This is a genomic window from Litchfieldia sinesaloumensis (genome assembly GCF_900156865.1).
GTDB classification, from domain to species: domain Bacteria; phylum Bacillota; class Bacilli; order Bacillales; family Bacillaceae_L; genus Ferdinandcohnia; species Ferdinandcohnia sinesaloumensis.
On record NZ_LT732529.1, the window covers coordinates 2,157,851 to 2,177,117 of the forward strand.

17 protein-coding genes, 1 other RNA gene and 1 other annotated feature are annotated in these 19,267 nt (G+C 38.3%); of the genes, 3 read left to right on the forward strand and 15 right to left on the reverse strand.

From position 1 onward, the window contains the following. Positions 1-101: 101 nt before the first annotated feature. Together alaS and CZ490_RS10810 are read right to left on the reverse strand one after the other, a co-directional pair. Complete coding sequence (gene alaS, locus CZ490_RS10805; protein ID WP_077618906.1) at positions 102-2,735, reverse strand: alanine--tRNA ligase; 2,634 nt, start codon at positions 2,733-2,735, stop codon at positions 102-104. Between the two features lie 54 nt (positions 2,736-2,789). Beyond that, positions 2,790-3,004 (reverse strand) — a binding site (T-box leader). A 93-nt stretch (positions 3,005-3,097) separates the two neighbouring features. Next, positions 3,098-4,171: an AI-2E family transporter gene (locus CZ490_RS10810; RefSeq protein WP_077618907.1), complete on the reverse strand. Its 1,074-nt coding sequence runs from the start codon at positions 4,169-4,171 to the stop codon at positions 3,098-3,100. 124 nt (positions 4,172-4,295) lie between these two features. Here CZ490_RS10810 and CZ490_RS10815 point away from each other — a divergent pair, with 124 nt between their 5' ends. Then, positions 4,296-5,216: a nuclease-related domain-containing protein gene (locus tag CZ490_RS10815; protein ID WP_077618908.1), complete on the forward strand. Its 921-nt coding sequence runs from the start codon at positions 4,296-4,298 to the stop codon at positions 5,214-5,216. Between the two features lie 642 nt (positions 5,217-5,858). Here CZ490_RS10815 and CZ490_RS10820 read toward each other — a convergent pair. The 9 genes from CZ490_RS10820 to CZ490_RS10860 form a co-directional block, all read right to left on the reverse strand. Further along, complete coding sequence (locus CZ490_RS10820; protein ID WP_077618909.1) at positions 5,859-5,990, reverse strand: YrzQ family protein; 132 nt, start codon at positions 5,988-5,990, stop codon at positions 5,859-5,861. Positions 5,991-6,016: 26 nt separating this feature from the next. After that, a complete protein-coding gene (locus CZ490_RS10825) occupies positions 6,017-6,205 on the reverse strand; it encodes a hypothetical protein (protein WP_077618910.1) in 189 nt (62 codons plus the stop codon). A 113-nt stretch (positions 6,206-6,318) separates the two neighbouring features. After that, positions 6,319-6,798, reverse strand: coding sequence for a PRC-barrel domain-containing protein (locus CZ490_RS10830; protein ID WP_077618911.1), 480 nt, complete (start codon positions 6,796-6,798; stop codon positions 6,319-6,321). A gap of 99 nt (positions 6,799-6,897) precedes the next feature. Further along, positions 6,898-9,303: an SF1B family DNA helicase RecD2 gene (recD2, locus tag CZ490_RS10835; RefSeq protein ID WP_077618912.1), complete on the reverse strand. Its 2,406-nt coding sequence runs from the start codon at positions 9,301-9,303 to the stop codon at positions 6,898-6,900. A 21-nt stretch (positions 9,304-9,324) separates the two neighbouring features. Next, positions 9,325-9,987, reverse strand: a complete 663-nt coding sequence (locus tag CZ490_RS10840; RefSeq protein WP_077618913.1) for a tetratricopeptide repeat protein — start codon at positions 9,985-9,987, stop codon at positions 9,325-9,327. Positions 9,988-10,104: 117 nt separating this feature from the next. After that, positions 10,105-11,217 carry a tRNA 2-thiouridine(34) synthase MnmA gene (gene mnmA / locus CZ490_RS10845; protein ID WP_077618914.1) on the reverse strand — a complete coding sequence of 371 codons (1,113 nt, stop codon included), beginning with the start codon at positions 11,215-11,217 and terminating at the stop codon, positions 10,105-10,107. An 11-nt stretch (positions 11,218-11,228) separates the two neighbouring features. Further along, entirely contained in the window at positions 11,229-12,371 is a 1,143-nt protein-coding gene (locus CZ490_RS10850; protein WP_077621031.1) for a cysteine desulfurase family protein, read from the reverse strand. 185 nt (positions 12,372-12,556) lie between these two features. Beyond that, positions 12,557-12,970, reverse strand: a complete 414-nt coding sequence (gene cymR / locus CZ490_RS10855) for a cysteine metabolism transcriptional regulator CymR (protein ID WP_077618915.1) — start codon at positions 12,968-12,970, stop codon at positions 12,557-12,559. A gap of 12 nt (positions 12,971-12,982) precedes the next feature. Continuing rightward, positions 12,983-13,654 carry a YczE/YyaS/YitT family protein gene (locus tag CZ490_RS10860; protein WP_077621032.1) on the reverse strand — a complete coding sequence of 224 codons (672 nt, stop codon included), beginning with the start codon at positions 13,652-13,654 and terminating at the stop codon, positions 12,983-12,985. A 266-nt stretch (positions 13,655-13,920) separates the two neighbouring features. On the opposite strand from CZ490_RS10860, the gene CZ490_RS10865 reads away from it, so the two are divergent. Continuing rightward, positions 13,921-15,222: a replication-associated recombination protein A gene (locus CZ490_RS10865; RefSeq protein WP_077618916.1), complete on the forward strand. Its 1,302-nt coding sequence runs from the start codon at positions 13,921-13,923 to the stop codon at positions 15,220-15,222. Positions 15,223-15,250: 28 nt separating this feature from the next. On the opposite strand, the gene CZ490_RS10870 is transcribed toward CZ490_RS10865, so the two are convergent. Further along, positions 15,251-16,201 carry an ABC transporter permease gene (locus CZ490_RS10870; RefSeq protein ID WP_077618917.1) on the reverse strand — a complete coding sequence of 317 codons (951 nt, stop codon included), beginning with the start codon at positions 16,199-16,201 and terminating at the stop codon, positions 15,251-15,253. Next, on the reverse strand, positions 16,194-17,114 hold the full coding sequence (locus CZ490_RS10875; RefSeq protein WP_077618918.1) for an ABC transporter ATP-binding protein: 921 nt from the start codon (positions 17,112-17,114) through the stop codon (positions 16,194-16,196). The genes CZ490_RS10870 and CZ490_RS10875 overlap by 8 nt, the downstream gene beginning before the upstream one ends. A 288-nt stretch (positions 17,115-17,402) precedes the next feature. On the opposite strand from CZ490_RS10875, the gene CZ490_RS10880 reads away from it, so the two are divergent. Next, positions 17,403-18,089 carry an RsfA family transcriptional regulator gene (locus CZ490_RS10880; protein WP_077618919.1) on the forward strand — a complete coding sequence of 229 codons (687 nt, stop codon included), beginning with the start codon at positions 17,403-17,405 and terminating at the stop codon, positions 18,087-18,089. Positions 18,090-18,117: 28 nt separating this feature from the next. Here CZ490_RS10880 and CZ490_RS10885 read toward each other — a convergent pair whose 3' ends face one another. Both CZ490_RS10885 and ssrS read right to left on the reverse strand, forming a co-directional pair. Next, complete coding sequence (locus tag CZ490_RS10885; protein ID WP_077618920.1) at positions 18,118-18,882, reverse strand: tRNA threonylcarbamoyladenosine dehydratase; 765 nt, start codon at positions 18,880-18,882, stop codon at positions 18,118-18,120. 165 nt (positions 18,883-19,047) lie between these two features. After that, a non-coding RNA gene (ssrS, locus tag CZ490_RS10890) (6S RNA) lies at positions 19,048-19,243 on the reverse strand. Positions 19,244-19,267 lie beyond the last annotated feature (24 nt).

Consider the following 19,267-nt stretch of genomic DNA (forward strand, 5'->3'; position numbering starts at 1 on the left):
GTAAATCTTACCACTCATTGTACACTAATCACAACTAAATAGAAACAAGAAGTGACAATTTGTATCATCCCAGTAGCCAGAATGATACAAATTCACTAATTTTAGATGTTTTTTACCCATTCTTCTACATATTGCAATGCCGATTCAAGCTGATCCGGGTTTTTGCCACCTGCTTGAGCCATATCTGGACGGCCACCACCGCCACCACCACAACGAGTTGCCACTTCCTTGATTAGTTTTCCTGCATGGAAGCCTTTTTCAATTAAGTCTTTCGTTACACCTGCTGTTATATTTACCTTACCATCGTTAACAGAACCCAAAACAATAACTGCTGAACCTAGCTTTTGCTTTAAATCATCTACCATTGATCGAAGGTTGTTCATATCTTGAGCATCTACTTGGCTATATAAAACAGTCACACCATGAATTTCCTTGGCCTTATCAACAAGACTACCCGCTTCTATGTTTCCAAGTTTTGCTGAAAGTGATTCATTTTCACGTTGTAAATTACGAATCTCTTGCTGCATTACCTCAATACGACCCGTAACTTCAGTAGGTTTTGTTTTTAAAAGTGCTGCAGCTTCCTCAAGTATTTTGACTTGATTATTGATTGCATGATATGCAGCTTCACCTGTAACTGCTTCAATACGACGTGTTCCAGCCCCAATTCCAGACTCCGAAACTATCTTGAATAATCCAATAGTTGATGTATTTGGTACATGGCACCCACCACAAAGTTCTAGACTGTAGTCACCAACTTGGACGACACGCACTATCTCACCATACTTTTCACCGAAAAGAGCCATTGCACCCATTTCTTTTGCTTCTGTAAGGGATTTATAATCAATTTGAACAGGAATACTGCTCCATACTTTTTCATTAACAATTGTTTCAATTTGCTCAAGTTCCTCTGGTTTAATTTGACCAAAGTGAGAAAAATCAAAACGTAAACGATTTGCTGTTACAAGTGAACCTGCTTGATTCACATGAGCACCAAGAACATCTTTTAATGCCTGGTGTAAAAGGTGTGTAGCTGTATGATTTTTAACAACACCACTGCGATTTTCTTGGTTCACTTTTGCTCGTAGTTGATCACCATTAGCTAGAGTGCCCTTTTCAATCAAAACTCTGTGTAGATTTTGACCATTTGGTGCTTTTTGAACATCTTTTACGATTACTTTTGTAGTCGAATTTTCAATAGTACCTTCATCTGCGATTTGTCCACCGCTCTCTGCATAGAAAGGTGTATTGTCTAAAATAAGCTGGACTTCATCACCTTCGCTTGCGTGTTCAACAATCTCACCGTCTTTTACGATTACAAGTACTGTTGATTGCGCTTCTAGTTCATCATATCCAACAAAAGTACTTTCAACCTTAACATCACCAAGAACACCACTTTGAACCTGCATGGAATCTACATCTTGACGTGCAGCTCTTGCTCTTTCACGTTGGTTTTCCATTTCACGTTCAAACCCCTGGTGATCAACCTTCATGCCTTCTTCTTCAGCGTATTCCTCTGTGAGTTCGACAGGGAAACCATAGGTATCATATAAACGGAAGACATCTTCACCAGAAATGATGTCACTACCTTTCGCTTTTTCCTTTTTAATAACCGCTGAGAGAATAGCAAGTCCATCATGTAGAGTTTCATGGAAGCGTTCCTCTTCTGTTTTAACCACTTTTTGAATAAATTCTGTTTTTTCTTTTACTTCCGGATAAAAATCAACCATATTTTCGGCAACAACGGGTACGAGTTCATGCATGAAAGGACGATTGATAGAAATTTGTTTAGCATAACGTACAGCGCGACGTAATAATCTACGAAGTACATAGCCTCTTCCTTCATTTGATGGCAGTGCTCCATCACCTACTGCAAAGGTAACAGTACGGATGTGGTCAGCAATTACCTTGAAGGCAACATCCTTATCCTGCGCTTGTCGATATTTTTCACCTGAAATAGCCTCAGTTGCCTCAATAATCGGCATGAATAAGTCGGTATCAAAGTTAGTTGGCACATTTTGAATAACCGAGCACATTCTTTCAAGACCCATTCCTGTATCAATATTCTTTTTCGGAAGTGGGGTATAAGAACCATCTGGATTATGATTAAATTGAGAAAACACAAGGTTCCAGATTTCTAGGTATCGCTCATTTTCTCCCCCAGGAAATAACTCAGGATCATTTGGGTCATTTCCAAACTCTTCTCCGCGGTCATAGAAAATTTCTGTGTTAGGGCCACTTGGACCTTCACCAATATCCCAGAAGTTTCCTTCAAGTCTCACAATACGACTTTCAGGAATTCCAATCTTTTTATTCCAGATTTCAAATGCTTCGTCATCCTCTGGATGGATGGTTACAGATAGCAATTCTGGGTCAAAACCAATCCAATCTTTACTCGTTAAAAACTCCCATGCCCAAGTGATTGACTCTTCTTTGAAATAGTCACCAATTGAAAAATTACCTAACATTTCAAAGAAAGTATGATGGCGCGCTGTTTTTCCTACATTTTCAATATCATTCGTACGTATGGATTTCTGTGCATTACAGATTCTTGGGTTCTGTGGAATGACACGTCCATCAAAGTATTTTTTTAATGTAGCAACACCACTATTAATCCATAACAAGGACGGATCTTCATGCGGTACTAAAGAAGCACTTGGTTCAATCGCATGCCCCTTTGATTCAAAGAAATCTAAAAACATTTGTCGAACTTGAGCTGATGTTAACTGTTTCATTTCATAACCTCCACTATCATTTTAGACATAAAAAAAATACTCTAATCCCCCAAAAACAGGGACGAGAGTATGCTCGCGGTACCACCCTGATTATGAACGCAAAAAATTTGCGTCCATCACCTTCGTATATTGATAACGGTATTCACCGGTAGGTTTTCCTACACTCAGGAGTAGCGTTCTGTTACCCTTCATCTAGAATTTCTCTCAGCCATGGAAATTCCTCTCTGGGCGATGGCACTGTAACATACTGGTTCCTTCATTGTTTTCATTCAATATCATTAACTTGTAAACTTATGTAATATCTTGTTTCCTGTCAATTATATTCAAGTCAAAAATGTTTGTCAATGCTAGTGTTTAAAGAGTTATTGTTCCTTTCGAATCACTGCAAAGTGCTGTTTAGCATGTACAATAAATACTTTTAAAATCGCCACAACAGGAACTGCAATGATCAGCCCCACTACTCCACCAATCTCCCCACCTAATAAAAGGGCTGCAATGATTACAATAGGATGTAAACGGAGACTTTTACCGACAATAATCGGGGACAACAAGTTCCCTTCAATAAACTGAAGACCAAAAACTACGATAACGACTATCATCAGCATTTTCATCGAAATGGTCGCTGCGATGATGGCCGCAGGAATAGCACCAATGATTGGCCCAAAATAGGGGATAATGTTTGTAACCCCGACAATAATTCCAAATAACAACGGATATTTCATACCGGATATCCAAAATGCTACCGAGGCAGTTGTCCCTACAAGCAGACAAACGATGAGCTGACCTCGAATATAATTTCCAAGTGATTCATCAACATCTCGAAAAAATAGCTGACCCGCTTTTCTCAGTCTACGAGGTGTTATATACCAAAGTGCTTTTAGCATTTGGTTATGGTCCTTCAACATATAAAACACAATGAACGGAATAATTGCAATTATAAATATTGAATTAAAGAAACCCTTAAAGAATTCAATGGTTCGTGAGAGAAGATAGTCCACATAGTTTTCAACAGAATAAAGTAAATCATCAAGTTGACCATGAATGAAAGCCGGTAGCTGAGAAGTACCCGTTTCAATTTCCTGTAACCAAACACGATACGTTGTGCTAAATTCAGGGAAACTTTCAGCGAGATCCTTAAGCTGCGCAAGGATAGCAGGAATGCCCTTATATAAGCCAAATCCAATCCCACCAAAAAACAGGAAATAGATAAGTAAAATAGCAAGTGATCGCGGAACTCCACGATTACTAATTTTCTCGATAATAGGATGGAGTAAGTATGTGATAAAAATAGAAATGCTAAAAGGAATGAAAATTGTCTTGATTACTGACCAAATTGGTAGCCAGATTGGAGCCAACTTCATAAAGATAAAAACCGTCAAAAAAGCAAGTAACAATAAAGAAATCCTGAAGAGCCACTTAACCCTATTCTCTCTCATTATGTTCACCCCTCTCGCTAGTAGTTTTTGGAATCGTAGTCGTTTTATACGGATTGGTAGGATGACAAAAACATTGTAAAAATACTGATTATTTTGTAAAATAAGACAGAAAGGATGTGGTACATTGATTATTAAAGCACGAGGTGAAAACCTCGAACTGAACACATTTCACTGTTTGCGAGTCCGCAAAAAGTTAGAGAAAAAAGATGAAGACAACTACAAATCTCTTAAAAAAGGTTGGCACGGTGAACTACAATTTGACCAGTTATTACTAGGCCTCACAAATGAATGCCTCATATTAAACAATCTTCTCCTTGAAGTGAGCAATACTCTTTTCCAAATTGACTCCCTACTAATGACCCAAAAGAAAAGTTACATTTTTGAAGTAAAGAACTTTGATGGCGATTTTTATATTGAGAATGATCGCATGCACATGCTTACTGGCAAAGAAATCAAGAACCCTCTTATTCAACTCTCCCGTAGCGAATCATTGTTTCGACAATTATTACAAGAGCTTAGATTAAATGCAGTTGTCGAATCTAAGATTGTATTTATCAACCCTGAATTTTACCTCTACGATGCCCCACAAAAAGGACCTTTTGTATTCCATGCACAACTTAATCGTTTTTTGAAAAGTTTGGACAATGCGGCTGGAACAACTGGAGTTTCAGATGGTCGTTTACGTTTTGCGAAAAGGTTAGTTGACTTACATATAGCAAAATCGCCATTTTCAAAAATCCCAGCATACACGTATGAAGAGTTGGAGAAGGGGATTGTATGTAAACGAGGTTGTTTGGATTATGAAGACACCAATAGACAAACATTGGTTTGTAAAAAATGTGGTTTTGTTGAGGATAAAGAGACCGCCGTATTACGGAGTATAGAGGAATTTAAGCTTCTATTCCCAGACAAACAAATTACAGTGAATATCATCCACGAGTGGTGTAAAGTTATAAAATCTAAAAAGACTATACAAAAAGTATTAACTAAGAATTTTGATTTAATATTATCCGGTAAGGGATCGTATTATGTAGATAAAAAGTAAATGTAGTTTGAGGAGTTTATTCTGAAGGGCTTCTAGTTTGATTACTAGTAAGCCCTTTGCTGTTTTATGAGAATGTAACGTGGCGATTCTTGCCATTTGGGTTTAGATTCTCCTGGCTTTATCCATTCGTGGGGATATTTGCCACTCTTCTGTTTTGATATCTCCTAATTTCAGCCAAGTGCGAGGGTTATTCGGTACTTTACTGGTTCGGTATCTCCTAACTTTATCCATTCAAGAGGATGATTCGCCACTTTACTGGTTCAGTATCTCCTAATTTCAGCCAAGTGCGAGGGTTATTCGGTACTTTACTGGTTCGGTATCTCCTAACTTTATCCATTCGAGAGGATGATTCAACACTTTACTGGTTCTCTTTCTCCTAATTTCATCCATTTGCGAGGATGATTCGACACTTTGCTGGTTCGCTTTCTCCTAATTTTATCCATTTACAAGGATGATTAGACACTTTGCTGGTTCGCTTTCTCCTAATTTCATCCATTTGCAAGGATGATTCGACACTTTGCTGGTTCGCTTTCTCCTAATTTCATCCAAGTACGAGGATGTTTCGCCATGTTCGACATCTCCTCCAAAACTCTATTTCATACAAGCACTAAAAAAACCCCACTCTTGTGGGGTTTTCCAAGATTAAAACATTTTTGTTATGCGTTTACGCATTTTTTTCATATTGCGTGCTGACATGACGTCCGTTCTCTTCATGATACCGTAAGCGGCAGCACCTAGACCCATAGTGATTAGAGAAGTCATTGCTTTATTCATAACCTCTTCACTCCTTGTGTATAGGATTACATACTGATTCTTCTGTCGTCCTCAGCAAACAAATCGTCCAACGAACTGAGTGTGCCATCTTCCTCTACCTGATGAGTATTTATTTGTCCTTTGTTCACAGATAGTTCGATAAAACATCCCCAGCAATAATATTGGTTCACACCAATTTTACCGATGTCTTTACTTTTACAATTTGGGCACTTCACAGGGTACACCTCACATCATGGAATTCCTAAATCAAATGCGCCTTGGCGTATTTGCAGCCCGATTTTTCAAAAAGTTTCCTCTCTGAAGAATCATGGTATCGCCGGCTACTGAATTAAGTTATCGATACGACGATGACATCTTCGCCAATTTTTAGAGGTTTTTCGGTTTTAACAACCTTTTTTCCTTCTGTGATATCAGCAAAAAAGCCATCCGTTACTTCATACCCTATAATAGTGCCCAATTCTTCTGTAAAATATACATCTTCTAACAAGCCCAACTTTTGCCCTTCAGCAGATAAAAGTGGCTTTCGGAATAATCCATGATGGGTGTGCAGAAAATAGGTTGGTGTATCAGCTTCATTGTCCAACCGCTCTATCAGCGATTGGTCAGAAACCATCACAGCATCATTTCCTATAGAGGAAATGCTTTGGATTGGGACTACTCGATCTCGCTCAAACAATCCCTTTCCTTTCATAATCAAGGCATTCACCTTGCCATCTGATGTGATACATAGATCTGAAACCCGGCCAAGAATCTCAGCAGAATTTTCATCATAAATTGGTAAATCTTTTAGCAATGAGAATGTCCGCAAAGATAATCGCCACCTTTCCGAACATTACTTATCTTGTACTTCAAGGGTGTTTGTCATACTGCACAAGGTTTACCAAAAAAAAAGCTGGTTACCCAGCTTTTATTCAGCCTCCATAAAATCATATGGAGATATTCCCGTCATCCCAATGTTTGGATCGGTTTGGAAAATCATATCATAATAAGAGACAGCTTCTTCTGTTTCTGCAACAGGTGCCTTCTCCATCATTACACCAAATGTTATTTTTAATTTTTCACATAAGGTCGTTTGACGATTGGTATCATTAGCACGATGTACACCTTGTCTTAAAGCGTCTTCCTCCCCACAGAGAATAAGAAAATTCTTCGCCCTTGTAATCGCAGTGTAAATTAAATTTCGACGCAACATCCGATAATAGCCTTTAACAATTGGTAAAATCACGATTGGAAATTCACTACCTTGTGATTTATGAATGGAACAGCAGTAGGCGTGAGTGATTTGGTTCAAGTCCTGTTTTGTATATGTAACTTCATTGCCTTCAAAATTGATGACGACCATATCTTGTTTTTCTGTGTTTTCATTCGCATAGAAAATTGATTCAATTTCACCAATATCGCCGTTAAACACATTATTCTCTGGTTGGTTCACCAATTGAAGTACTTTATCTCCTCGGCGGTATGTTACATCTCCAAATTTCATTTCCCTTTTACCATGGACAGGCGGATTAAAAAGTTCCTGGAGCATAACATTCAAGCTGTCAATCCCCGCTGGCCCGCGATACATGGGTGCTAAAACCTGAATATCCTTTACTGAGAATCCCTTCTTTTTGGCATTATCTGACACCTGTCTAACAACTTCAAGGACTTGATTTTGGTAGCATTTTAAAAAGGATCGATCTTTTTTTGGTGATGATATATCTGGTGGTAAAGCCCCTTTTTTAATATCATGTGCTAGTTCTATGATGGATGAACCTTCTGATTGCCGATATATATCGGTGAGCCGGACTGTTGGTAAAACGTCCGATGCTAGCAAGTCTTTCAGAACTTGACCAGGACCTACGGAAGGTAGTTGGTCTTCATCTCCTACGAGAACAACTTGAATATGCTGAGGGAGTGATTTAAATAGCTGGTTTGCTAACCAAACATCAACCATGGATACCTCATCAACTATTAACAGCTTCCCATTAATTGGGTTATCTTCATCATGACTAAAGCCCTCGACTCCATTCCACCCTAGTAGTCGATGAATGGTAACTGCAGGCAGTCCAGTTGATTCACTCATCCGTTTAGCAGCCCGTCCTGTTGGCGCAACTAATAAAACCGGAAATGGATTCTCAGAATTATAATCCTTAGGGTCCAACGAGCAGCCATGCAATTCTCCATATAACTCAACAATACCTTTGATGACAGTTGTCTTTCCAGTACCAGGACCACCTGTTAACAGTAGCATTGGTGACATTAATGCTTTTTGAATGGCATCTTTTTGTGAAGGAGCATACTGAACTTTAATTCTTTCCTCTAACTCACCAAGTGCTAATAGAAATTCGGATTCTGGAAAAAGATCATCGTATTCAGTTTGCTCCATAACACGTTTTATATTTTTGATAAGCCCCTTTTCAGAAAAGTAAAGGGAAGGCAGATAAACCTTGTCCTCTTCTATAACAAGCTTGCTTTCCTCGGTAAGACTTATCATTTCTTTTGAGATATCTGTTGCAATAATTTCTTCATGAGTATTTTGTTCTAATAATTCCTGAACTCGAATAATTAAGTCCTCTATGGAAAGATAGACATGACCATCCTGTAATGAGTCTTGTTCAAGTATGTATAGGCACCCAGCCTTAATTCGGTCAGGATGATTTCCAGAGATCCCCAACTGTCGACCTAACTCATCAGCACGCCCAAATCCAATCCCTTCAATATCTTCTACCAATTTATAGGGACTGTGTTGGAGAATTTCAAGTGTTTGCTCTTTGTACACTTGATAAACCCTCATTGACAGCTGAGGACCAAACCCGTATTGGGATAGTCCAATCATGATTTGTTCAAGCCCTTGGTGTTCCTGAAGGGTTTCATAAATTTCCTTAGCCTTTTCTGCTGGTAGCTTTTCGACCGCATCTAAGACAGAAGGGTTTGCAATGATTTTTGAAATCGCGCCTTCGCCAAGAGCCTCTACAATTTTTTCTGCCGTCTTTTTACCGATTCCTTTGAAAAGGTCACTTGAGAGATATTGAATGATTCCTTGTTTCGTATGTGGAATCTCTTTTTGGAATTGATCAACATGGAATTGGATACCAAATCGTGGGTGCTCCTTAAGTCGACCGAAAAAAATGTATGTTTCATTCTCATGGATGCGAGGGAAATACCCGGTTACAACTGCTTCTTTTTCATTATAGTCTTCATTTGTTTCTTGAAGCCTGATACGAACAACTGAATATAAATTCTGCTCATTATGAAATATGGTCACTAAATGAGTGCCCTTCATATACTTTCGTTGTTCATTAAATAAATCTAAAGATTCCTGTTGTTCCATTGCTGTATTCCCTCCCCTCATTTATTCATCTAACGCTTGATTAATAATGTTTTTCCCATTTGCTGCAAGCATATGGTCAGGTTGAATTTCCAACGCCTTTTCAAACATTGCGAGTGCCTTTTCGTAATCATTTTTAAAACCAGCGTATGCTACACCTAGGTTATAATACGCATCTGAATGCTGTGGCTCTAGCTCAATGACTTTATTAAATACATTTATTGCCTCATCAATGACAGATTCACCCGCTAGGCAGAGACCGTATTGAAATAAAGCATCTATATCATTTTCGTTTAATTCGACAGATCGTTTCATATATGGCAATGCTAGTTTTGGCTGACCAAGTTGAATTAATGTCATCCCTAACATAAAATAAGTATCACTATTTTCCACCCCTGCTTTTAGGGCTTTTTCAAACATATCCTTTGCTTTGATGAAATCATCCTGGTTGTAGAGAAGACTACCGATTCCATAATAAGCAGTTCCTGCTTTCTCATCTAATTCTAGAGCTTTAGTAAAAAAAGCAATCGCTCTTTCTGGGTCGCCTACTGCCGCCAAAAGGTTACCAAAGTTTATGTAATAAATTGGCTCTTTCGGGTTTTCTTCAATTGCCTGTGAAAAGCATTTTGCTGCTTCTTCGTATTTTCCCTCTTGCATATAGTCAATGCCTTGTTTATTTAAATCCAAAATATTCAACTCCACCATTATATTCACATACGCCTAAGCGTACTCTACTCAGTTATATTTGCAACTTATATTATAGCACAGGAAAACCTCAACCCTAAAGATAGGATCGAGGTTTCTTTACCCAACATATGTTAGCCGTTCATTATTTTTAAAGACTTTATCAATCGTTGCTCCACCTAGGCATTCATCGCCATTATAAAAGACTACGGCTTGTCCAGGTGTAACAGCACGGATTGGCTCATCAAAAATTACTTGAATCGTATTATCGTCAACTTTTCGAACTGTAACTGCGTTGTCCTGTTGGCGATATCGGAATTTGGCTGTGCATTTTACATCCTCTTCGGGTTTCATATCCGATACCCAGCTTACATTTGCCGCTAGGATTGAATCTGAATAGAGGTACTCATTATGAAAACCTTGGTCAACATAAAGAAGATTTTTTTCAAGGTCTTTTCCAACCACAAACCACGGTTCTCCGCTTCCACCAATACCTAGACCGTGACGTTGGCCAATCGTATAATACATTAAACCATCATGTTTCCCTTTTACCTCACCTGAAAAAGTGACCATATCCCCAGGTTGTGCGGGCAAGTAATTGCTTAGGAACTCTTTAAAATTACGTTCACCAATAAAACAAATCCCTGTGCTATCTTTCTTAGTAGCAGTCGCAAGGTTTGCTTCTTTAGCAAGCTCTCGCACCTTTGATTTTTCGATGTTACCGATTGGGAACATGACCTTTGAGAGCTGATCCTGTGTAAGCTGATTCAAGAAATAAGTTTGGTCCTTATTTTCATCAACCCCACGAAGCATCTTGTATTCTCCATCTCTGTATTCTACTCGAGCATAATGACCTGTTGCTAGGTAGTCCGCACCGAGAGTCATAGCATGTTCTAAAAAGGCCTTAAATTTAATCTCTTTATTACACATGACATCTGGATTTGGTGTTCTACCTGCTTTATACTCATCCAGGAAGTAGGTGAACACTTTATCCCAGTATTGTTTTTCAAAGTTCACCGCATAGTATGGGATACCAATTTGATTACAGACTCGTATTACATCTTCATAATCCTCTGTTGCGGTACAAACACCATTTTCATCAGTATCATCCCAGTTTTTCATAAATATCCCGATAACATCATAGCCTTGTTCTTTTAATAATAGGGCTGCTACGGAAGAATCTACTCCACCTGACATTCCCACAACGACACGGGTATCTTTTGGGTCTTTCATGTTTCCACCTCCTATTTCGTTAATCGTTTTACGATTTTGGATGTTTCTACTGCTGCTGTTTTTATATCTTCGATTGAATTTCCTAAGCCAAAGCTAAACCGAATGGAAGATGTGATTCTGTCTGAATCTTTTCCAAACATGGCCACTAATACATGAGATGGATCAATTGAACCGGCCGTACATGCAGATCCACTAGAAGCAGCAATTCCTGCTAGATCAAGATTCACTAGCATTGATTCAACATTAGTCCCTGGGAAATAAAGATTTAGCACATGTGGTAATGACTTAGAAAGGTCACCGTTCAGTTCAAACGAGATACCCTCTTCATTTAAAATCGAGATAAAAGTTGTTTTAAAGTCTTGGTAAAGTTCATTTTTATCAACAGACGTTTGTTTCGCCAATTGCGCTGCAGCTTGCAGACCAACAATGCCAGCAACGTTTTCTGTTCCAGCACGTCGTTTCTTTTCTTGTTCTCCTCCAAAAAGAAGAGGAGATAACTTTTTACCTTCTCGCATAAATAAAAAACCGGTACCCTTAGGACCATTTATTTTATGAGCTGAAACGGATAACAAATCAATATTCAATTGATTCACATTTATATCAACCAGTCCATAGGCTTGGACGGCATCTGTGTGAAATACAGCTTGATGCTCTTGAAGAAGGTCACCAATCTCCTGAATTGGTTGAAGAGCACCAACTTCATTATTGCCAAACATAATTGTGACAAGTATCGTTTCAGGTGTTAGGGCTGCTTCAACGTCTTTAACTGAAACTAGACCAGACTCATTTACAGGAAGATACGTAACTGTGAATCCCTGTTTTTCAAGGTGTTCACATGTATGAAGAACTGCATGATGTTCGATTGCAGAAGTGATAATGTGTTTACCTTTACCAAGTAGCTGATTTGCCGTTCCGATTATTGCCAAATTGTCAGCCTCTGTACCACCGCTTGTAAAGATAATCTCGTTCGGTTTTGCGTGGATACTGTCAGCAATGGTTTGTCTTGCCTCATCTACAGCATGTCGACTTTTCCGTCCGAAAAAGTGAATACTTGAAGGATTACCAAAAACTTCTGTCATATATGGAAGCATACGCTCCACAACATCTGGGTGCATGGGCGATGTAGCTGCATGATCTAAATAAATATGTTGCATCATATGCGCCCTCCTTTTATTTTATCAAATGCGCCTTGTGCCTTTGCGCCCAGATTTTTTTCGAGCTTACTCGAAAAATTTACTTTATAAAATCTGAGGCATCCAGCGGAGGCTCAATTAATTTAATTGTGGTTTTATACTACGATTAAATTAGTTCAGTACGTTCAAATTATGCCATGTTTTACTTAAATATAAAACATATATGCATCATTGCCGTCATCGTGGCTAGCAAGATCTTCGAGTGTAGTGCTATCCAATACCTCATTAACGGCATCTCGGATTCGTATCCATAATTCCCTTTTTGCCGGCTCTTCATCCTCTAAAACTTCTACAGGACTAACCGGTCCCTCAAGAACAAGAATTACATCACCAGCTGTTATCTTTACTGGTTCATCCCCAAGTATATAACCTCCATATGCTCCACGGATACTTTTTACCAACCCCGCATTGCGTAATGGAGAAATTAGCTGCTCAAGATAATGCTCAGACAAGTCATGTTTTGAGGCAATCGTTTTTAAAGAAAGTGGCCCTTTCCCATGATTTTTTGCAAGTTCAATCATGATGGTTAGACCATATCTGCCTTTTGTCGAAATCTTCATTTACTACCACCCCTAATTACTAAAATGATTCACTTCTATCACTGGTGTTTTGTCAAGTTTACGTTTTAATCGATCATTCAGGCGTTGGCATTGTGGCAATGCAAATCCTGCCATATAACCAATTCCTACGCAATAAATCAATGTTCCTATGAAAACAGGACCTCCTAATAGCCAACCAGCTGTCAAGACAATAATTTCCATTCCGAGTCGGATATATTGCACTTTCCACTTAGATATCTCCGTTAAGGCCAACATCAGACTATCTCTTGGCCCAGCACCAACCTTCGCTGAGATGTATATTCCCATTCCATATCCATTAATAATCAGTCCAAGTAAGAGCATGAGTAGTTTACCTATAAAAGAATCTGGTGTTACTAGGAAAGGTACCATCATGAACATGTCAATAAATATTCCTACTGAAATCATATTTAGGAATGCACCGATTTGAGGAAGTCTTTTCAATAAGAATGAGGAAAGAAACAAAATAAAAAAACCAACTATTATCGACCAGGAACCAATGGTGAGGCCGATTTGTTTATATAGTCCGATATGCAAAACATCCCAAGGTGATGCCCCGAGATTTGCTTTGATGATTAGAACAATCCCCAAAGACATAATTAACAGGCCAATAAAAAAAGTTGACCACTTCAACATGTGGTGACTAAAGCTAGACTGTGCTCTCATTCTCATCACTCTGCCTCTCATTGCTGACCATCTTATCTATCTAAAACTGTTTCATTAAATTAATTACATACGAATTGGTGTAGGATGACCAAATTTTCAGCCGCCCTTTTTTTAAAAGTCTATAAGATGAAACCATAACAAATTTAAACTCACGACATTATAACATATATTGCGTTGTATTTGTATTTTATCAACTAGAAACGTATGATAAAGTTAAGTGTATAATACAAAACCTATTTGAATTGTTGGATAAGGGGATGAACCTTTTGCTTTTTGAATCACTTATCGAAGCACCTTTATCATATCGGATGCGACCTAGACATATTGAGGAAATACTTGGACAAAAACATATTATTGGCAAGGACACCGCCTTATATAGAATGATTACGAATGGACATGTTCCCTCTATCTTACTGTATGGGGAACCTGGAATTGGAAAAACATCCATTGCAACAGCAATCGCTGGTACCGTTGATATGCCATTTATCTCCATTAATGCTACTACTGCAGGTAAAAAGGATATCGAGGATGCCGTTTCAACTGCAAAAACTGAAGGAAAACTAATCCTATTTATTGATGAGGTCCATCGTTTTAACAAAGCACAGCAGGATTATTTACTTCCACATGTAGAACGAGGCCTTATTTCATTGATCGGCGCAACAACGGAAAATCCATTCCATGATGTAAATCCAGCGATTCGTAGTAGATGCGGACAAATTAAAGAACTTCGCCCCCTCACTAAAGAAGATATCAAGGAATTAATTCTTCGTGCCCTAAATGATTCGGAACGTGGGCTGGGTCATCTACAGATTTCAATATCTGAGGAAGCCATTGACCTTATCTCGTCTTCCACTAAGGGAGATGCGCGTTCTGCGATGAACGTGCTAGAGGATGTCGTAATGGCTTCAAAAACGAGAGACAATGAGATGATTGAAATTGATATTGAACTTGTTAAGGAATGTGTGGAAAATAAGGGCTTTTCTCATGATAAAGACGGAGACCTTCACTATTCATTACTTTCTTGTCTTCAAAAAAGTATTCGAGGTAGTGATGTGAACGCGGCCTTGCATTATTTAGCGAGACTTATAGAAGGTGGCGACTTAGTTTCGATTTGTAGACGACTAACTGTCATTGCCTATGAAGATATTTCAATCGCGGCACCCGAAGTCGGCGTTCATACGGTTGCTGCATGCCAGGCTGTAGAGCGTCTAGGATTGCCAGAAGCTAGAATTCCACTTGCAAATGTCGTAATTGAACAATGCTTATCACCGAAAACGAATAGTGCATATCGTTCACTTGATAAAGCAATTGAGGATATTCGAAAAGGAAATATTGGGGAAATACCTGATCACCTACGTGATGCCCATTATAGTGGAGCGAAAGAATTGGGCCATGGGATTGGCTATAAATATCCGCATGATTATCCAAATGGATGGGTTAAACAACAGTACTTACCAGACTTATTAAAAAACAGAAAATACTTCAAACCTAAAGAGAGTGGACAAGAAAAGCATTTTTCAAAGGTATATGATCGCCTTGAGCAACTACAAAAAGAGGGGAAGAAATAGACCATCCTATTTCCTCCCCTTTTTCCTATTAAGCCGCTACATCACGTTTCATAAAGACAAACCAAGTAAGTGCATTAAAAATGATGAAATAAATGACTAACATGATTATTGAAAATGACATTGTCATTCCTTCAACAAAAATATTACCAGTCAGGTATTGAGATAAATCCGTATTCGCAAACAGGATGTATTTTGCCCAATCGAATTTCATTGCAAGTAAAGCAGTTGCGTTTACTCCTGCAAACATTAAGAAGATTGCTAAACCTATCGCGAGACCACTATTTCTAAATATGGTTGAAATCATAAAAGCAAATGTCGACATCATGATTAGGTTAATTGATTTTAAACCAAAGATACCAAGAATATGTGAAACCATATGAACTTCCTGTACTGCGCCATCTCTATAAACTAAGTGTGGAGTTGAGTCTCCTCCACCAAAGAATATGCTTCCTACTAAGAATGATACGATAAACAGTAACGCTAAAGATACTAATGCAAACAAGATAGTTGCTAGATATTTTGATAGCAGTATCTTTGCTCTTGATACTGGTCTAATTAACAATAATTTAATGGTTCCCCACGTAAATTCAGATGCAACACTACTTGCGCCAATTACAATTGTAAACAACGTGATTAATGAAACAATTTCTGAAGTAGCCGTCATAAAATTCCACGTAGATCTAGCTTCTACCGGAGCAATATCATGTTCTAAACGATATTCATTGATAGCCAATTCTCGCTTTGAAAAATCCTTTACCATATCTGGTAGATTTTCATTTGATAGGTCAGCCTTATACATTTCATTCTCTGCCTGGATGTTTTGTTTCCAATTTTCATTTTCAGAATTTGAAGCCGTAGCATTCATTACAATCCCGACAACTACAGCTGCACCTACTAGTATAATAAACATGATCCAGGTAGATACACGACGGTAAATTTTCATATTTTCATTTTGAATTAGTTTGATGATGTTACTCAATTCCGCTACCTCCTGTTACTTCCAAGAATCGATCCTCTAATGATTTTGATAGCTGCACAATTCCATACACCTGAATCTCATTTTTTACAAGACTAGCATTTATTTGTGGAATCATATCATGATCAGTCATCAGTTCGAATCCTTTTTCCGTTTGGTTTATTTCAAGTGATGAATATTCATTTGATAGAATTGATAGTGCTTTTACAACATCACCCACTTGAAACTGAACCCGAATACGAGTATCTTCACCTACAAAATCCGTAACTTTTTGAACCCCTACTAATTCACCATTTTGGATGATTCCAATTCGGTCACACATCATTTCCATTTCTGACAATAAGTGACTTGAAACAATAACTGCTAGCCCCTCTTCTCTTGCAAGCTTGCGAACATAATCACGAACTTCTCGAATCCCAGCAGGGTCTAACCCATTTGTAGGTTCATCTAATATCAAAATTGAGGGACTATGTAATAATGCCTGTGCAATTCCTAAACGCTGACGCATCCCAAGTGAGTAGGTTTTAACCTTTTCATTTATCCGTTTTTCAAGACCAACAAGCTTTGTCACCTCAAGGATTCTTTCTTTTGTTACTCCATTTACCATCCGCCCGTAATGAACAAGATTTTGGTAACCAGTTAGAAACTTATACATTTCTGGGTTCTCAACGATCCCTCCAATATTTGCGACTGCTTTTTCAAAGTTCTTGGCAATATCTGTTCCTTTTATAATGACTTCTCCATCGGTAATAGACATAAGTCCAACTAGCATTCTAATTGTCGTTGTTTTCCCTGCCCCATTCGGACCTAAAAAGCCGAATACTTCTCCAGGAAACACATCAAAGGTAATTCCCTTAATGATTTCTTTCCTACCTATTGTCTTTTTGACATTTTTTAACTGTAAAACTGGTTGCACTTTTTTTCCCCCTATCAGTTTGTGAGATTCACACCTTTTAGAATCTCCTTCACATCATTACCTATTCGGATTAGTGACAATACTACTTACGGATTATACATGAAAAAGTTCCCAAATTTTTTAGGTTACGAGAAAAATTACTATTTCTTTACATTCCATATTCCAGTCTTGATACGCCTTTAGCTGTATTTTCTATCCTCACAAAACTACTAATGTATAAAACAAAAATAACGTGGTCATGCTAGATATAAAATCTATTAATTATAAATAAATAGGGAGTTGGTTTTTATGAAAGTAAGGCAGGATGCATGGTCACACGAAGATGATTTATTATTAGCTGAAACTGTATTACGCTATATTCGCGAAGGTGGAACCCAACTAGCAGCATTTGATGAAGTGGGCGATAAATTAAATCGCACATCAGCTGCATGTGGCTTCAGATGGAATGCTGAAGTTCGCAATAATTATGAACAAGCCATTGCGATTGCGAAAAAACAGCGAAAAGAAAGAAAAAGAGCATTGGAAAAGCTAAATAAAGAAACGAAGCCTACCCAGGTAGAGTCTGTGAAAAAGGAAATTCAAGTGGAAGAAACACCAGTTCCTTTTGTACCTGTATATACGGAAGAGGTTTCTGCTGAGTTAATTCCATCAACATCAACAAATTCAATCACTCTTGATGATTGTATTACATTCTTGTCATCCCTACGGAGCAATGACCTCTTATCTAATCAATTAGAAATGGAGAATAATCGGTTACGTAGAGAAAATGAATCTTTAAAACAACAAACAAAAGAACTTGAGAAGAAGCTTGATAAGTTAACTGAACAACAGACTATTATTCAAGAAGACTACCAAGCACTTGTGCAAATTATGGATCGTGCTAGACGCTTAGTTATGTTTGAGGATGCAGAAGATCGTAATTCACCAGCATTTCGGATGGACAAAAACGGGAATCTAGAGCAATTAGCAAAATAAGAAAACGTGGCCATCACTGGCCACGTTTTTATTCGTCCTTGACTCTTTTAATTTTTATTTCTTTAAGTAGTTCCTGAACGACATAACTCCCCATAATCAAACCACATGTTGATGGTGTAAAAGCATTTGAGGATGGCGGCATTTTTGCTTTACGAATTTTTGCATTCTCATCAGTAATTTCCTGACGTACATCTTCACGAATAACAATCGGGCTTTCATCTGAGAACACAACAGGAATTCCCTTATGAATTCCCTCTTTTCGTAATCTAGTTCGAATGACCTTAGCCATTGGGTCTGTATGTGTTTTGGATATATCTGCGATCATAAAACGTGTTGGGTCCATTTTATTGGCTGCACCCATACTCGAGATGATTGGGATATTGCGTTTTAAACATTCCTTCATGAGGTGAATCTTATACATAATCGTGTCTGAAGCATCAATGACAAAGTCCAAGTCATAGCTAAAAAATTCCTCATATGTTTCTTCAGTATAGAACATTTTCAGCGCAATGACTTCACATTCAGGGTTAATGTCAGCAATACGTTCTTTCATAATGTCTACTTTAGGCTGGCCAATTGTAGATAGTAAAGCAGGTAACTGACGGTTGATATTGGTGATATCAATATTGTCTTTATCAACGAGTATCAAGCGCCCTACTCCGGAGCGTGCTAGGCTCTCTACCGAGAAGGAACCTACGCCTCCAACTCCAAGGACAGCTACTGTACTATTTTTAAGAATCTCCACCCCGAGTTTTCCAACTGCTAGTTCATTTCTTGAGAATTGGTGTACCATTTCTTCAACTCCATTAAATACGAATTCATCAAGCTTTTGTATTTTTACCAGAATAAGAATATAACATACTTTCCACTCTTTTCAAGTATTTCTATGCGAATAAAGTAAAAAACTCCTGTTTACCAGGAGTAAACAGGAGTTAAATGTGTTTGTATGTAGTCGTGTAGAAGTCCCAATCGTGTCGTCGATGCCTTAGTTTTGAACCCGCTCACCGCAGGTGGGCACCCTGTTTCGACCTTTATAAGTCCTCTTTCAAGTTGCTGCTAATGAGGCATTTACGCAAGTACGAAAACTCCGGGCTCCCGTATAAACTATTGTTCGGTCAAAACAATAGGTTATACGACAAACACATCAGGACTTCTAACTTTAGAAGTTCTCTAGAAAC

Excerpts from the sequence above, each read along its gene's own strand:
- alaS (WP_077618906.1), bottom strand. The coding sequence starts at position 2,735 with ATGAAACAGTTAACATCAGCTCAAGTTCGACAAATGTTTTTAGATTTC.
- CZ490_RS10885 (WP_077618920.1), bottom strand. The coding sequence starts at position 18,882 with ATGGTACACCAATTCTCAAGAAATGAACTAGCAGTTGGAAAACTCGGG.
- recD2 (WP_077618912.1), bottom strand. The coding sequence starts at position 9,303 with ATGGAACAACAGGAATCTTTAGATTTATTTAATGAACAACGAAAGTAT.
- CZ490_RS10850 (WP_077621031.1), bottom strand. The coding sequence starts at position 12,371 with ATGCAACATATTTATTTAGATCATGCAGCTACATCGCCCATGCACCCA.
- mnmA (WP_077618914.1), bottom strand. The coding sequence starts at position 11,217 with ATGAAAGACCCAAAAGATACCCGTGTCGTTGTGGGAATGTCAGGTGGA.
- CZ490_RS10820 (WP_077618909.1), bottom strand. The coding sequence starts at position 5,990 with ATGAATAAAGCAATGACTTCTCTAATCACTATGGGTCTAGGTGCTGCC.
- CZ490_RS10860 (WP_077621032.1), bottom strand. The coding sequence starts at position 13,654 with ATGAGAGCACAGTCTAGCTTTAGTCACCACATGTTGAAGTGGTCAACT.
- CZ490_RS10810 (WP_077618907.1), bottom strand. The coding sequence starts at position 4,171 with ATGAGAGAGAATAGGGTTAAGTGGCTCTTCAGGATTTCTTTATTGTTA.
- cymR (WP_077618915.1), bottom strand. The coding sequence starts at position 12,970 with ATGAAGATTTCGACAAAAGGCAGATATGGTCTAACCATCATGATTGAA.
- CZ490_RS10880 (WP_077618919.1), top strand. The coding sequence starts at position 17,403 with ATGAAAGTAAGGCAGGATGCATGGTCACACGAAGATGATTTATTATTA.